Genomic DNA, 13,861 nt, shown 5'->3' with positions numbered 1-13,861 from the left:
TGTTCGAGGTGTCCGTCTGGCGTCAACGCGCCTCTCCGGATGAGTCAATGTATACCGTTCTGAAAAATTTGTGTACATTATTTTCATGAACCTCCACGAAACCGTCCTCATGCAGCTGCGGGACCTGCTCCTGCGTGGCGAGTTCGCGCCGGGATCGCGCCTGGGCGAGCAGCAGCTGGCCGAGCGGCTGCACGCCTCGCGCACGCCGGTGCGGGCCGCTTTGGTGAGCCTGGAACAGGAAGGCCTCGTGGAGGCGAACGGAACGGTGGGCTACGTGGTGCGCCGGTTCACCGCGCAGGAGGTGGCGGATGCCATCGGGGTGCGCGGGCACCTGGAGGGCATGGCCGCCCGGCTGGTGGCCGAGCATGGGCTCAGCCGGCAGGTGGCGCGGGAGCTGCGGTCCTGCCTGGACGAAGGCGACAGCGTGATGGCGGCGAATTCACTGCGGGTGGAGGACTATGCGGGTTACGCGGCCATGAACGACCGCTTCCACGCGCTGCTGGTCGAGGCCTGCGGCAACCGGGCGCTGCAGCGCGCCATCGCCCTCAACAACAAGCTGCCCTTCGCGCCGGCCAGCGCCCTGATGCCCATGCAGGGCGCTTTCGCGCTGGACCGCGACTCGATGGTCTACGCGCACCGGCAGCATCACATGCTGTTCGATGCGCTCGAACGGGGGGAGGGCACGCGGGCGCAAGCGCTCGCCGTGGAGCACACCGAAGTCGCGCAGTTCAACTTGCGGCAGGCCCTGGAGCACCGCAACGAGAGCGAGAGCGTGTTGCCTGCGTTCAGGCTGGTGGTGGGGCGGTAGACGCTGCTCCGGCTTCTGGTTCCATCCAGTCTTCCTCGTGCCAGGCGCTTCAAACCGCCAAGGCAAACACGAAGATGCCTACCATCATGAACGCCAGGACGAACTTGGCGAGCATCCCGGCAAGCAGCCCGAGCCAGGTGGCGATGCCGACGCGCAGGGCCTGGCCGTGCTGGCGGCGGGCGATGAACTCGCCGACCGCGGCGCCCACCAGGGGCATGAACAACACGCCGACCAGGCCCATGAAGATGCCCGCCACGGTGCCCACGACGGCGCCGGCGATCGCCAGCCGGCTGGCGCCGGCGCGCTTGGCGCCGAGCATGGCGGCGACGTAATCCATCGCCCAGGCGAGCAACGCCAGCACGGCAATCGCAGCCAGCGCGACCCAGCCGACGCGCGTGAAATCGTCGATCCACGCGCCCAGCACGATTCCCGCAAAGACGAGCAAGGTGCCCGGCAGCGCCGGCAGGACGATGCCGGCGAAGCCGGCGAGGATGAGCGTGCCGCTCAGGATCCACAACAGTGTGTCGTTCACGATGCCCCTTTTCGTGGCGGTCAGGATACGCTGGCTTCCGGCGGCGGATGCCAGCGGACATGGCAACATTGCACCGCAGCCGCGCCAAGGCACAGGAAAGCCCAGCAAATGCTTCTGAACAACGTGGGCGCTGATCCGCCACGCACGATCCAGACCGATGTCCTGATCGCCGGCGGAGGCCCTTGCGGCCTGATGCTCGCCAACGAGCTCGGCCGCCGCGGCATCCAATGCCTGGTGTTGGACCCCAAGCCGGGCACCGCCTTCAATCCACAGGCCAATGCCACCCAGGCGAGAACCATGGAGCACTTCCGCCGGCTGGGTTTTGCCGACGAGATCCGCCGTCTCGGGCTGCCACCCGATCATCCAACGGACATCGTCTACATGACCCGCTACGCGCGGGACGAACTCGCTCGCATCGAGTTGCCCACCGCGGCCCAGGCCGTGGCGCGCATCAAGGCCATGGGCGGCTCCTGGAGCGCCGCCGAGCTGCCGCACCGCGTGTCCCAGAAATTCGTCGAGGCGGTCCTGCGCAAGCATGCGCAACGCTGGCCCAGCGCGGAGGTGCGGTATGGCTGGAAGCTGCGCGACTTCAGCGACAACGGGGCACGCATCGAAGCCACGGTCGAACCCGGCGGCGGCGGCACGGTCGAAACGGTGCATGCCCGCTATCTCGTGGGGGCCGACGGTGCCCGCAGCCAGGTGCGGCGGCAGCTGGGGATCGAGTGGGGCGGGACGACCGGCGCGAAGCGCCAGTTCATGGGCGGCCAGATGTTCGCGCTCTACCTGCGTTGCCCCGGATTCCACTCGGTGCTGCGCCACCCGAAGGCCTGGATGTATGTCGCGGTCAACCACGAGCGCCGCTCCTTCATGGCCTCGGTCGACGGGGTGTCCGAGTACGCTTTCCACGCCGCGGTCCAGCCCGGTGAGGACGCCGCGGACTGGACGGAAGAAGATGCGCGCCGCGTCTTCGCACAGGCGGTCGGGCAGGAGCTTCCGATCGAGATCCTGTCCATGGGGACCTGGATCGCGGGCCACGCGCTGGTGGCCGAGCGTTTCCAGCACGGACGGGTCTTTCTCGCGGGCGACGCGGCCCACCTCTTCACCCCCGCCGGCGGGCTGGGCTACAACACGGCTGTCGAGGACGCTGTGAACCTGGGGTGGAAGCTCGCCAGCGTCATCCGCGGCGCAGCGCCGTCCGCCTTGCTCGACAGCTACGAGATCGAACGCAAGCCGCTGGCCGAGCGCAACACCGGCTATGCGCGCCGCTTCGCCGATTCGATCGGCCTGTTCACGGTGACGCCCACGCTCGAAGAAGCATCGCTCCAAGGCGACGCCGAGCGTGAACGGGCTTCACGGCATCTCAACGAGCACGCGCGCCTGGAGTTCAATATTCCGGGCGTCACCTTCGGCGGCCGGTACGACGCCTCCCCGATCATCGTCGGCGACGGCTCGGTGCCGCCGCCGGATGATCCGAATTCCTATGCGGCTACGGCCTGTCCGGGCGGCCGGCCGCCCCACTCCTGGCTGGAAGACGGCAGTTCCCTGTTCGACAAGTTCCATGCCGAGTGGACCCTGCTGGCGCTCGGGCGCGAAGCGCCCCTCACCGCGCCCTTCGAGTCGTCCGCAAAGACGCTCGGGATCGACCTCCGCGTGGTCCGGCTGCCGCAGCCGGCACTGCTGGATCTGTATGAGCAGCCGCTGGCCTTGATCCGCCCGGACCAGATCGTTGCCTGGCGAGGCGCCGACGCGCGGGACGCACCCCGCATCCTGGCGCGCGCCACGGGCCGCGCTGGCTGACTCTGCCAAAGGACAGTCGTGTATAAAAGCAGGCACCCGCCGAGGATCGTCCCATGAAGCAGTCCGCCGCCGAACGTCCCGACCCAACCCCGCAGCGCAAGGCGGCCATCGCGCGCGGCGCGGCGCTCGAACACACCGGCAAGGTCCGCATCGAACCGATCCCGGACTTCGATCTCGATCGCACCATCTTCAAGACCCTCGAGGGCAAGGCCGCGCGCTACGTGATGACGACGCGGGTCGGCAGGGAGGCCCATTGGGACCCCAACGCCGCGCAGGCCGTGCAAGCCGAGTACAACGCGGCCCGCGCCGCCCACCCGCTCCCGGCGGTGAGCCCGGAGCTGATGCAGTTCCTGGTGAGCGAGTGCGACTTCGACGTGGAGCATGCCGACGGCTCCTTCCTCGACCACCTGTACTTCTGCTTCGAGTACACCGTGCAGCACTACCCAGGGCGGTCGCCCCTGGTCATGTTCCTGCACTCGATCCTGGGGACCGGCACCAACACCTTTGCGATGACGGCCGACAAGATCCCGGCACTGCGCCAGCTGATGTCGCCCGCGGACTGGACCCAGGTCGAGGCCTTCCCCTCCGTGCTGCGGCTGCTCTACGCCGGCCCGCTGCGGCGCGAGCTCCGCGACAACCTCCACCGCACCGGCGCGCTTGCCTCGATCTCGTTCCACCGTGTCATCGACAACGCGCCGATCACGATGAGCGGCGAGGACTTCTGGACCGCGCTGAACTACCAGCTGATCCACCTGGTGGACTTCCTCCCGGTCGCGAACTGGTCGGTGCACCAGAACGACACCTCGTTCATCCTCTTCCGCGACCTTTACGACCTGCTGGAGAAGGCCGGCAAGCGGGAGGCGATCGTGGGCTACACGCCAAGCCCAGTCGCGCGCAAGCTGGAGGGCGAACGGCAGGATGTGGGTGCTTGGCTCACCACGTTGATCCCGGTGAGCGTGAGCGAGCGGATGGCGGCGAAGTCGGTGGCGCGCTTTTCGGAGCGCATCGGGCACTCGCTGGACTACCGGATCACCTGGGGTTGAGCCCCTGCTGCAGGAGTCCGGCAGAGTGGACACGCGCGTGCGACACCGGCAGATGGTGGTGGGCGATGTGGAGATCTTCTATCGCGAGGCCGGGTCGCCGCACGCGCCCGTCGTCTTGCTGCCGCACGGCTATCCTTGTTCTTCGTACGAGTTCCGCAACCTCATGCCGCGGCTGGCCGACCGGTGGCGGTTGTTGGCGCCGGACTACCCGGGAGCCGGCTACAGCAGCACGCCAGACGAGTTCGACTACAGCTTCGATGGGTACGCGGCTTTCCTGGATGCGTTCGTGCGGCAACTCGGCATCGCCCGCTTCGCGCTCTACCTCCATGACTTCGGCTCGCCCATCGGCGCACGGCTGGCCATCCAGGCGCCGGAGCGGATCGCCGCCCTCATCATCCAGAACGGCGACATTCCCTATGAAGATGCGCTCGGACCGAAGTACCAGGACATCGAAAAGGGATGGTCCATGCCGCGAGATGCGATGCGCGCCAAGCTGGCCGAAACCATCAGCGAAGAGACTTTCAAGGAAGAGTTCCAGAATGCGTTGCGGCCTGAGCTCGCCGACCGGATTTCGCCCGACCTATGGAAGCTCCATTGGTCGCTGATGACGCCGAAGCGCAGAGAGATTGCGATCGACCTCATTGCCGGCTTGAAGGAAAACCGCGCCTGGTTCCCGCAGCACCGCCGGTACCTGCGTGAACACCAACCGCCCGCGCTCATCGTCTGGGGTCCGCAGGACCACTACATGCCGGAGGAATCCGCGCGCGCCTACCTCCGCGACCTGCCGCGCGCCGAACTGCATCTGCTCGACGGAGGCCACTGGCTTCTCGAGACCCACCTCGACGAGACCACGGCGCTCATCCGGGACTTCCTGGATCGGGTCCACGCCCCGTGAATTAGCCGCGCGACTAGCGATAGACCGGCACTGTTCCCGCGGCCGTGCGCCGGTCGCCCGCGGCGAGCAGCTTCGCATGCAGATCGGCAATCCGCTGTTCGCCGGTCTTCAGCGCCTGCGCCGTCGTGTGCACCGAGTAGCTGCCCAGGTGCAGCTCGTGCTGGTGGGGGACGGCCGTGCCCAGCACGAACACTGCATCTGCGTCGCCGCCGTTCCTGAGCGCGATCGCCGCCTGGCCATCCTCGAACACCGCCACTTCGCCGGCGAGCAAGGATTCCCCCGCGTCCACGGTGCCGGAGGCGACGGCCATCCAGCCCACCGTGTGCCCGGCCGGAGGCTGGTAAGTCCAGGCCTCACCAGGCCGCAGCGTGACGAGCAGGTAGTTGACGCCGCCCCATGCCGGGACCGGGCTGCGCACCCCGTCGTACTCCCCGACGATGACGTGGGCCGGCCCTGAGCGCGGCATGGCGGAAGCCTCGATGTAGCGGCTTTCCGGCTGCGAACTCTCCAGCTCCTGCGGCAACGCCAGCCAGAGCTGGAAACCCTGGACACGCGGCACGTCGGCCGGCGACATTTCCTGGCCGTGCCAGACGCCTCCGCCCGCGCGCATCCATTCGACGCCGCCATAGTCCAGCGTGCCCGAACCGGCGTCCGGATCCTCGAAATTCATCCGGCCTTGCGTCAGCACGGTCACGGTGGCGATGCCGGAGTGCGGATGGATCGGCATCCGGTTTCCGGGACCGCGCCGCAGGTCCATGTCGAAGATGTCGAGGAAGACGAAGGGCTTGAGGAATCGCCCCAGGTCCGACGGGCTCATGAGCCGCGTGATCGGCCCATGGCCCTGGCCTCGCGTGCGATGCACGACGCGGCGTTGCGTGACTTGTCCGTGGGATGCAGGTGGAGGAGTCTTGGACGTGTTCATCGAACCCATCTTGGGGCCGTTCGACGAATTGCACGAGCCCCGAAAATGCGACGGACCGTTGCCGGAGATGGAACGATCACTTCGCCGGCTTCTTCGGCGACCTGCGTGCGGCTTCCACCGCCGCGGCCTTCTCGGCGTGCTTCTCGGCCCGCGACTTGCGCGCCTTCGGCTTCGTCGTTTCATCGGCGGGATGCGCTTCCTTCCTGCTCTTCTTGCCCTTGGCTTCGGGATGATGCGTCCGCACCAGCCGGTCCAGGGCGCTCGGCCTGGGCAGCAGCGCCTGCGCCTTGCGCTTTTCGCGTTCCTCCTTGAGCGTCCGGCGCTCCTCGGTCAGTTCCGCTACGGCTTCGGCCATCCCGCTCTCCTTCGCGCGATGCAGCGCGAGGCCGTTGGCGGAAATCCGCTTCTTCATCGTTGCGGTACGGATGGGCATTGGCATTCCTTGTCGTGGCTGAAACGCCACTGTAGGCCTGGGCGGGGCGCCATGCAGCCTCAATGCAGTCTGTTACTTGCGTCGCCAGACGCCATGGCGCTCACCACCTGCTGCACGCGCTCTTCGGTCGACGTTTCCCCATCGATGCGCAAGACCGGGCAGCGCCGCCCGGCGAGCCAAGCCAGGTGCTTGGCCAGGCTTCTTCCTTCCGGCGGGCCATCGTCGTACTGGGAGGCCCACAGCAGGAACTCGGGATTGGTCCGGCCAAAGCGTGCGGTTTCGCGCTGCCGCAAGCGCTCCAACCGGATCCCGGTGGGGACGCCGAGGAACACGATCAGCCCGAAGGCGTCCTCGACTTCGCTGCCCCAGCCGAGCAGGCTGCCGGAGGCGATCGCATGACTTGCGGCGTCCAGGTCGCGGCGCAGCAACTGCAGGCGGTCCGGCGCGTCCCGCTTCTGCTGGTACGGCGGGGAGGTCGGCATCCAGTAGTAGTCGTCCAGGTCGAGATGCGCGCAGCGCAGCCGCTGCGCGAGTGCACGCCCCAACGTCGTCGTGCCGGAACCGGATGCCCCAAGGATGAGGATCTTCATGCGGCCTACAGCAGTTCCGCCCCTTCGACCAGGAACCGCACCCGCCGCACCCCCTGCCAATCGTCGGCCTCCAGCCGGAACGCCAGCAGCACGCGCGCCGGCAGCGGCTCGGTGCGGCCGAACCAGATGCCTTCGACCGCCTGGCCCTGGTGCTTGAGCTTCAGCGCCAGGTGCTTGTCGCCCACCAGCTTCTGCGACACCACTTCGACTTCCTCGCTGAAGACCGGCGGTGCGAACCCCTGGCCCCACACCTCGTGGTGCAGCGTGTCCACCAGGTCGGGGCGGCGGAACTCCGGCGCCAACGGCCCATCGGTGTGCAGGCGGCGCAGCAGCGTCGCCGCGTCCAGCCATTCCTGAGCCACCTGCGCCAAGGCCTGTTCGAACACGTCGAGATGCTCTTCCGCCACCGTGCAGCCGGCCGCCATCGCATGGCCTCCGAACCGGAGCAGCACGCCGGGGTGGCGCTTGGCGACGAGGTCGAGCGCGTCGCGCAGGTGAAAGCCGGGGATGGAACGGCCGGAGCCCTTGAGCTCGTGTTCCTTGCCAGGCGCCTGGCTCGGCGCGAAGACGAAGGCGGGCCGGTGCAGCTTGTCCTTGATGCGCGAGGCGACGATGCCGACCACGCCTTCGTGGAAGTCGGGATCGAACACGCAGATGGCGGGTGGCGGCTCCTCGCCTTCCTCGAACAGCGCCTCCACGATGGCCAGCGCCTGCTCGCGCATGTCACCCTCGATCTCGCGCCGCTCGCGGTTGATGGAGTCCAGCGTGCGTGCCAGTTCGTCGGCGCGTGCCGCGTCGTCGGTGAGCAGGCATTCGATGCCCAGTGTCATGTCGGCCAGCCGGCCGGCCGCGTTGACGCGCGGACCCAGCGCGAAGCCGAAGTCGAACGTGGTGGCGGTCTGGGTCTTGCGCGCGGCCACGGTGAACAGGCTGTTCAGGCCGCAGGGCAGCGCGCCCGCGCGGATGCGCTTCAGGCCTTGCGCGACCAGGCGGCGGTTGTTCGCATCGAGCCGGACCACATCCGCCACCGTGCCCAGCGCCACCAGCGGCAGCAGGGCGTCGAGCTTGGGCTGGGTCTGCGCGGTGAAAACGCCACGCGCGCGCAGCTCGGCGCGCAGCGCCAGCAGCACGTAGAACATGACGCCGACGCCCGCGATGGATTTGCTCTCGAATTCGCAGCCGGGCTGGTTCGGGTTGACGATGAGGGCGTCGGCGGGCAGCTCCGGGCCGGGCAGGTGATGGTCGGTCACCAGCACCTGCAGGCCCAGTGCGCGCGCGGCGGCCACGCCGGCCACGCTGGCGATGCCGTTGTCCACGGTGACGAGCAGGTCGGCGCCCTGCGCGTGCACGCGGTGCGCGATGGGCGGGGTGAGGCCGTAGCCGTCGACCACCCGGTCGGGCACCAGGTAGTTGACGTGGTGCGCGCCGAGCAGGCGCAGGCCGCGCAGGGCCACCGCGCAGGCCGTGGCGCCGTCGCAGTCGTAGTCGGCCACGATGCAGATGCGGCGTTGCGCCGCGATCGCGTCCGCCAGCAGCACGCCCGCTTCCGTCACGCCCTTCATCGAAGCCGGCGGCAGCAGGCGGCCCAGATCGTTGTCGAGCTCGTCCTTGGCGAGCACGCCGCGCGCGGCGTACAGGCGGGCCAGCAGCGGATGGATGCCGGCTTGCTCCAGCACCCAGGCGGCGCGCGGCGGGACGTCGCGGGGAATGATTTTCAAAGCGACTCCAGGATGTCGGTGAGGGCGGGCCGGCGCCACAGCGCACCCAGGCGCTGCGCGAGGCTGCGGGTGCCGGCGGCGGACCAGGTGCGGGCGCCGCGTTCGCCGCAAAGCGTGATCCGCGCAAGGGCGGCGTCCGCGAACTCCGCGTCGAGTTGTTCCCAGGCAGCGGACCAGCCGGCCCAGTCGTCACGCAGGGCGGCGCCACGCAGGGCCGTGTTCACCTGCGGTTCGTTCGACGCGATGGTGGCGGCGGGCAAGCGGCCGGTGCCGCTCACCCACATCGAATTCACAGGCAGGTGCCCCCGCGCCTGCCGCTCGTCGTTCCATGGTGCGGTGTAGAGCAGCATCTGCATTTCCTGCTGCAGCCGGCGCAGCGGCCGCGCGGCTTCGCTGCGCGGCATCCAGGGATCGATTTCGCGGCCGATCACCCGGTCCAGCGACGCGGTGGGCAGGTCTTCGAACAGCGCGCCCTGGGCCAGCCAGAGCAAGGGGCCGTGGTAGTGGAGCGTCAAGCCATCCTGCTCGAAATAGGGAGCGGCGATGGCAAGGACCGCCCGCGACCCGGTTTCGTCGAGTTGCAGTTCGCCAGGGTCGGCCATGGCCACGTGGTCGGTGCCCACACGCCAATGGCAGGGCGAGACGCGGGCCCAGCCGCCCGCGCCGTGAGGGAGGCCGGCCTGGTGGGCGTCCCACGCGGCCAGGGGCACCAGGCCATCGGCCACCGGCCAGCCGCGTGCAAGCGCCAGCGCGCGCTCATGCGGTGGAGAAAGGGATTGCGCCTCACCCGCATCGGGCGCGCCCTCGGTCCAGCGGCCGAGAAGCTGCTCCAGGCGGGGCAGCCGAAGGCGGCGGATGGCTTCCCGGCAACCCTCGGTGGGAGAGCTGGCAAAAGGGATGAGCAAGTGGACGCCGTCTGACACAGCCGTATTGTCGGGGATGCCACAATCGCGCCCAATGCGAATTCCTTACGAGCTGGTGCTGGGCTGGCGCTATACGCGCGCCGGCCGGGCCACCCGGCGCAACGGCTTCATCTCCTTCATCTCGGGCGTGTCCATGCTGGGCATCTCGCTCGGCGTGGCGGCGCTCATCATCGTCCTGTCGGTGATGAACGGCTTCCAGAAGGAGGTGCGCGACCGCATGCTCAGCGTCGTCTCGCACATCGAGATCTTCGGCCCCGGCGGCGGCATGCTGCCCGACTACAACCGCACGCTCTCCGAAGTCCGGGCGAACCCGGAAGTGATCGGCGCGGCGCCCTTCGTGGCCGCGCAGTCGCTGATGGCGCGCGGCGAGGACATGCGCGGCGCCATCGTGCGCGGCATCGAACCCAAATTGGAAGCGCAGGTGACGGACCTCGCGGCCACTTCGCAGTCCACCCTGGTGAAGCTGGTGCCGGGCCAGTTCGGCGTGGTGCTGGGCGGCGAGCTGGCGCGCAACCTCGGGGTGCGCGAGGGCGACCCGGTGACGATGATCGCGCCGGGCGGCCAGGTCACGCCGGCCGGCATCGTGCCGCGCCTGAAGCAGATGACGGTGGTGGGCACCTTCGACTCGGGCCATTTCGAATACGACAACGGGCTCGTCCTCATGCACGTGCAGGACGCGCAGCTGATGTTCCGCCTGGAAGGGCCCAGCGGCATCCGGCTGAAGCTGCGTGACCTGCACAAGGCGCGCGAAGTGGCGGCGCAGCTGAGCGGCACCATCACGGGCAGTGTCCTGCTGCGCGACTGGACCCGGCAGAACCGTACCTGGTTCGCGGCGGTCCAGCTCGAGAAGCGGATGATGTTCATCATCCTCACGCTGATCGTCGCCGTGGCGGCGTTCAACCTGGTGAGCACGCTGGTGATGACGGTCACCGACAAGCGCGCCGACATCGCCATCCTGCGCACGCTGGGCGCCAGCCCGGCCAGCATCATGGGCATCTTCGTCGTGCAGGGCGCGCTGGTCGGCGTCATCGGCACGTTGGCCGGCCTGGTGCTCGGCCTGGCGGTGGCGGTCAACATCGACGTGCTGGTGCCGGCCCTGGAAAGCGCGCTCGGTGCGAGTTTCTTGCCGAAGGACATCTACCTGATCAGCCGCATGCCCAGCGACCCGCAAGCATCCGACATCCTGCCGATCGCGATCATTTCACTGGTGCTCGCCTTTCTGGCCACCATCTACCCGAGCTGGCGCGCGAGCCGCGTGAACCCGGCGGAGGCCTTGCGCTATGAGTGAGACGGGAGCCGTTGTCCTGGCCGCGCAAGGCCTGACCAAGCGCTTCAGCGAAGGCGGCCTCGACGTCGAGGTGCTGCGCGGGATCGACCTGCAGGTGCACGCCGGCGAGACGCTGGCGATCGTCGGGGCTTCCGGTTCCGGCAAGAGCACGCTGCTGCACGTGATGGGCGGGCTCGACGCCCCCACCAGCGGAAACGTGCGTCTCATGGGACAGGAGCTGCCGCGGCTCACGCCGGCGGAGCAGGGTGCGCTGCGCAACCAGCACCTGGGCTTCGTCTACCAGTTCCATCACCTGCTGCCCGAGTTCAGCGCCCTCGACAACGTCGGCATGCCGCTGCGCATCCGCCGCGAGCCGCAGGAGGTCGTGGACCGCGCCGCGGCGGAGATGCTCGCGGCTGTCGGTTTGACGGAACGCGTGCGGCACCGTCCCGCGGAGCTGTCGGGCGGGGAGCGCCAGCGCGTGGCGATCGCTCGCGCGCTCGTCACCCACCCGGCCTGTGTGCTGGCCGACGAGCCCACCGGCAACCTGGACCGCGCTTCAGCGGACGGCGTGTTCGAACTGATGCTGCGCCTGGCGCGCGACCGCGGCACGGCGTTCGTGATGGTCACGCACGACGAGTCACTGGCCGCGCGCTGCGGGCGGGTGGTGCGCCTGGTCGCCGGGCAGCTGGCGTAAGGCGTCCGCTTCCGGGGGGCGCCGGGTGCGAGCGTCACTCGCGTGAGATGAACGCTTTCAGCACCTCGAAAGCCCCCTGCGGATCGTCGCGCCAGGCCCCATGCCCGACACCGGGGAACCGCGCGAATTGCGTCCACTGAACGGGCAGGGCCGCCACGATGTCCTCGGCATCCGCGATGGGGCACACCGGGTCTTCTTCCCCCGCCATGACGAGCACCGGGCAGCGCGCCTGCGCCAGGCCCGGCGCCAGGTCCATCGTGCGGATCTCGCCGCCGGCGAAATGGAACAGGATGTCCAGCCGCGCCTGCATGCGCGTGCCGCCCGTCGCATCCGCATTCGCGCGGGTGTTGTAGAGGCCGTGGCAGCCGTCCCAATAGGCCTGGAAGGTGCCGGTGCCGGGATTCCGCCAGAACGCTTCGGCCAGCGCACGGGCGTGGGCACCGCCGCGCCGCTCGAACATCGCCAGCTTGCGCTCGAGCACCCATTGGGCCGAGGTGCTGGAGATGACCACCTTGCCCGGATGCCCGGGATGCCGCGCGAGGTACTTCTGCGCGACCATCCCGCCGAAGGACTGGCCCAGCACGATGGGCTTCGCGATGCCCAGCGCGTCACACAGCCGGACGACGTCGTCGGCCCAGGTGTCCAGCGTCCATTCCGCCGGCGGGCGCGGGTCGCTGCGGCCGTGGCCGCGATGGTCGTAGTAGACCACTTGCGCCACATCCGCCAGTTGCGAGAACGCGGGCTTGAAGCCGCTGTGGTCGAAACCGGGACCGCCGTGCAGGCACAACAGGGTCGGTTTCTCCCGCATCGACGCTCCCTCCGGCACGAGGCCCGAGCCTTCGATGTCCACGTAGAGCCGCACGCCGCCGCCGATGTCGATCTTCATGGGCGCCATCCTGTCATATGCGGGGCTTGGGGCGGGCGGTGCAGGACAAGATTCGCAAGGGCCGCATCGACGCGAACACTTTCATCGCGCTTGATGCCTCGCCCTTGCCCGGTGCCGTGCAGATGCACGCCCACCTGTTTTCCGCGGCCGGTGGGACGCACTGCGTCGAGGTTCACGCAACCAAGGTGGCAACCTCCGAAGCGGACGCAGAAAGCTGGTTCCGCGGGTTCGCAGGTGCGAGGATCGAGGCGCGGTGACGCCCGTGAACCGTGAAGCCCTGCGGCTTGCGGCCCGTCAGAGGATCCGGTTGAACCAGAACAGCGACAGCCCGGCCGACAGCAGGGCGAGCGCGGCCGCGGCCATCGCCAGCAGGGCGGAGACTTCGGTCTCCTTCTTCTCCACCGTGAGCTTGGAGCTGAGCGTCGAATAGACCTTCTTCAGGTCGGCCGCCGTGCCCGCGTAGAAATACTCGGCTGCGGTCTTGTTCGAGATGGCTTTCAGGGTTTCCTCGTCCAGCCGCACCCGCATCGACCAGCCCTCGAACCCGATCGTTTCACCATCCACGGTGCCGATGCCGACGGTGTAGACGCGCACGCCGCGCTCGGAGGCCAGCTTCGCAGCTTCCAGCGGGTCGACGCCCGTCGTGCGCTGGCCGTCCGTCAGCATGATGATCGCGGCGGAGGAAAAGGAGCCGGGGGCGACCGGCGCGACTTCCTTCTTCTCCTTGCGGTCGGAGTCGATTGCGGTGCCGCGTGGGCGCTCGCGCCCGGTCTGCATCGCCGCGAGGTCGATGCCCTGGTCCGGGAACAGGGTGGCCAGCGAAATGACGATGGCGTTGCCGGTGGCCGTGGCGCGCTGCAGCTGGAAGCGGTCGATGGCCGTCACCAGGTCCTCGCGGTTGACCGTGGGCAGCTGCGCGACCTGGGCCGATCCGGCAAAGGCCACGATGCCCACTTTCACGTGGCGCGGCAGTTCCTGGATGAAAGCCTTGGCGGCGTTCTGCGCGGCGACCAGCCGGTTGGGTTGGACGTCGGTGGCGCGCATGCTGCCGGAGACATCCATGGCGAGGATGATGGTCTGCTGGTTGGACGGCAGTGTGACGACGGCAACCGGCCGCGCGGCGGCCAGCAGCATGGCCGCCATGGCCAGCAGGAAGAGAAGCGGGGGGATGTGCCGGCGGAACTGCCGGGTGCCCATGGCCTCTTTCACGATGGACAGCGATGCGTAACGCACGGCCAGCTTCTTCTTGCGCCGCAGCAGCAAGACGTAGAGCAGCACCAGCACCGGCAGGGCCGCCATCAGCCACAGGAATTGGGGCCAGAGGAAGTGCATTCAGGCCTCCTCGTGATT

Annotated in this window: 15 protein-coding genes; 7 read left to right on the top strand and 8 right to left on the bottom strand. The window is 68.7% G+C overall.

Features of this window, described 5'->3' with window-relative positions; all coding sequences use genetic code 11:
• The first annotated feature begins 85 nt into the window (after positions 1 to 85).
• Positions 86 to 808 (top strand): GntR family transcriptional regulator, encoded by a 723-nt coding sequence (locus FN976_RS06655; RefSeq protein WP_145892199.1) that lies wholly within the window; start codon positions 86 to 88, stop codon positions 806 to 808.
• Between the two features lie 49 nt (positions 809 to 857).
• Here FN976_RS06655 and FN976_RS06650 read toward each other — a convergent pair whose 3' ends face one another.
• The gene (locus FN976_RS06650; protein ID WP_145892198.1) at positions 858 to 1,340 is read right to left on the bottom strand and encodes a DUF456 domain-containing protein; all 483 of its coding nucleotides are present in this window, start codon (positions 1,338 to 1,340) and stop codon (positions 858 to 860) included.
• Positions 1,341 to 1,448: 108 nt separating this feature from the next.
• Here FN976_RS06650 and FN976_RS06645 point away from each other — a divergent pair, with 108 nt between their 5' ends.
• Genes FN976_RS06645 through FN976_RS06635 form a run of 3 tightly spaced genes read left to right on the top strand, consistent with a single transcriptional unit; the run spans position 1,449 to position 5,075 of the window.
• On the top strand, positions 1,449 to 3,137 hold the full coding sequence (locus FN976_RS06645) for an FAD-dependent oxidoreductase (protein ID WP_145892197.1): 1,689 nt from the start codon (positions 1,449 to 1,451) through the stop codon (positions 3,135 to 3,137).
• 53 nt (positions 3,138 to 3,190) lie between these two features.
• Complete coding sequence (locus FN976_RS06640; protein ID WP_145892196.1) at positions 3,191 to 4,180, top strand: hypothetical protein; 990 nt, start codon at positions 3,191 to 3,193, stop codon at positions 4,178 to 4,180.
• A gap of 25 nt (positions 4,181 to 4,205) precedes the next feature.
• A complete protein-coding gene (locus FN976_RS06635; RefSeq protein WP_255440180.1) occupies positions 4,206 to 5,075 on the top strand; it encodes an alpha/beta fold hydrolase in 870 nt (289 codons plus the stop codon).
• A gap of 13 nt (positions 5,076 to 5,088) precedes the next feature.
• Here the strand turns inward: FN976_RS06635 and FN976_RS06630 are convergent, their stop codons facing one another.
• The 5 genes from FN976_RS06630 to FN976_RS06610 form a co-directional block, all read right to left on the bottom strand.
• On the bottom strand, positions 5,089 to 5,997 hold the full coding sequence (locus FN976_RS06630; RefSeq protein WP_145892195.1) for a pirin family protein: 909 nt from the start codon (positions 5,995 to 5,997) through the stop codon (positions 5,089 to 5,091).
• Positions 5,998 to 6,073: 76 nt separating this feature from the next.
• On the bottom strand, positions 6,074 to 6,430 hold the full coding sequence (locus tag FN976_RS06625) for a hypothetical protein (RefSeq protein ID WP_145892194.1): 357 nt from the start codon (positions 6,428 to 6,430) through the stop codon (positions 6,074 to 6,076).
• A 59-nt stretch (positions 6,431 to 6,489) separates the two neighbouring features.
• Positions 6,490 to 7,020 (bottom strand): AAA family ATPase, encoded by a 531-nt coding sequence (locus FN976_RS06620; RefSeq protein WP_145892193.1) that lies wholly within the window; start codon positions 7,018 to 7,020, stop codon positions 6,490 to 6,492.
• 5 nt (positions 7,021 to 7,025) lie between these two features.
• A complete protein-coding gene (gene recJ / locus FN976_RS06615; RefSeq protein WP_145892192.1) occupies positions 7,026 to 8,738 on the bottom strand; it encodes a single-stranded-DNA-specific exonuclease RecJ in 1,713 nt (570 codons plus the stop codon).
• Positions 8,735 to 9,643, bottom strand: coding sequence for a phosphoglycerate mutase (locus FN976_RS06610; protein WP_255440178.1), 909 nt, complete (start codon positions 9,641 to 9,643; stop codon positions 8,735 to 8,737). The genes recJ and FN976_RS06610 overlap by 4 nt, the downstream gene beginning before the upstream one ends.
• A gap of 52 nt (positions 9,644 to 9,695) precedes the next feature.
• On the opposite strand from FN976_RS06610, the gene FN976_RS06605 reads away from it, so the two are divergent.
• Positions 9,696 to 10,949 carry a lipoprotein-releasing ABC transporter permease subunit gene (locus FN976_RS06605; protein ID WP_145892190.1) on the top strand — a complete coding sequence of 418 codons (1,254 nt, stop codon included), beginning with the start codon at positions 9,696 to 9,698 and terminating at the stop codon, positions 10,947 to 10,949.
• Entirely contained in the window at positions 10,942 to 11,625 is a 684-nt protein-coding gene (locus FN976_RS06600) for an ABC transporter ATP-binding protein (RefSeq protein ID WP_145892189.1), read from the top strand. Before FN976_RS06605 ends, FN976_RS06600 begins: the two co-directional genes overlap by 8 nt.
• A gap of 34 nt (positions 11,626 to 11,659) precedes the next feature.
• Here FN976_RS06600 and FN976_RS06595 read toward each other — a convergent pair whose 3' ends face one another.
• Positions 11,660 to 12,511: an alpha/beta fold hydrolase gene (locus tag FN976_RS06595; protein WP_145892188.1), complete on the bottom strand. Its 852-nt coding sequence runs from the start codon at positions 12,509 to 12,511 to the stop codon at positions 11,660 to 11,662.
• Between the two features lie 38 nt (positions 12,512 to 12,549).
• On the opposite strand from FN976_RS06595, the gene FN976_RS06590 reads away from it, so the two are divergent.
• Positions 12,550 to 12,768, top strand: coding sequence for a hypothetical protein (locus FN976_RS06590; RefSeq protein ID WP_145892187.1), 219 nt, complete (start codon positions 12,550 to 12,552; stop codon positions 12,766 to 12,768).
• A gap of 37 nt (positions 12,769 to 12,805) precedes the next feature.
• Here FN976_RS06590 and FN976_RS06585 read toward each other — a convergent pair whose 3' ends face one another.
• The gene (locus FN976_RS06585) at positions 12,806 to 13,843 is read right to left on the bottom strand and encodes a VWA domain-containing protein (protein WP_145892186.1); all 1,038 of its coding nucleotides are present in this window, start codon (positions 13,841 to 13,843) and stop codon (positions 12,806 to 12,808) included.
• Between the last annotated feature and the right edge of the window lie 18 nt (positions 13,844 to 13,861).

It is taken from the genome of Caenimonas sedimenti, assembly GCF_007833165.1.
Lineage (GTDB): Bacteria > Pseudomonadota > Gammaproteobacteria > Burkholderiales > Burkholderiaceae_C > Ramlibacter > Ramlibacter sedimenti.
This window is presented reverse-complemented; position numbering and strand designations above follow the sequence as displayed.

What these genes read in the sequence shown, in the direction of transcription:
- FN976_RS06630 (WP_145892195.1), bottom strand. Translation starts at nt 5,997, where the DNA reads ATGAACACGTCCAAGACTCCTCCACCTGCATCCCACGGACAAGTCACG.
- FN976_RS06595 (WP_145892188.1), bottom strand. Translation starts at nt 12,511, where the DNA reads ATGAAGATCGACATCGGCGGCGGCGTGCGGCTCTACGTGGACATCGAA.
- FN976_RS06645 (WP_145892197.1), top strand. Translation starts at nt 1,449, where the DNA reads ATGCTTCTGAACAACGTGGGCGCTGATCCGCCACGCACGATCCAGACC.
- FN976_RS06585 (WP_145892186.1), bottom strand. Translation starts at nt 13,843, where the DNA reads ATGCACTTCCTCTGGCCCCAATTCCTGTGGCTGATGGCGGCCCTGCCG.
- FN976_RS06655 (WP_145892199.1), top strand. Translation starts at nt 86, where the DNA reads ATGAACCTCCACGAAACCGTCCTCATGCAGCTGCGGGACCTGCTCCTG.
- FN976_RS06605 (WP_145892190.1), top strand. Translation starts at nt 9,696, where the DNA reads ATGCGAATTCCTTACGAGCTGGTGCTGGGCTGGCGCTATACGCGCGCC.
- FN976_RS06620 (WP_145892193.1), bottom strand. Translation starts at nt 7,020, where the DNA reads ATGAAGATCCTCATCCTTGGGGCATCCGGTTCCGGCACGACGACGTTG.
- FN976_RS06600 (WP_145892189.1), top strand. Translation starts at nt 10,942, where the DNA reads ATGAGTGAGACGGGAGCCGTTGTCCTGGCCGCGCAAGGCCTGACCAAG.
- FN976_RS06625 (WP_145892194.1), bottom strand. Translation starts at nt 6,430, where the DNA reads ATGCCCATCCGTACCGCAACGATGAAGAAGCGGATTTCCGCCAACGGC.
- FN976_RS06640 (WP_145892196.1), top strand. Translation starts at nt 3,191, where the DNA reads ATGAAGCAGTCCGCCGCCGAACGTCCCGACCCAACCCCGCAGCGCAAG.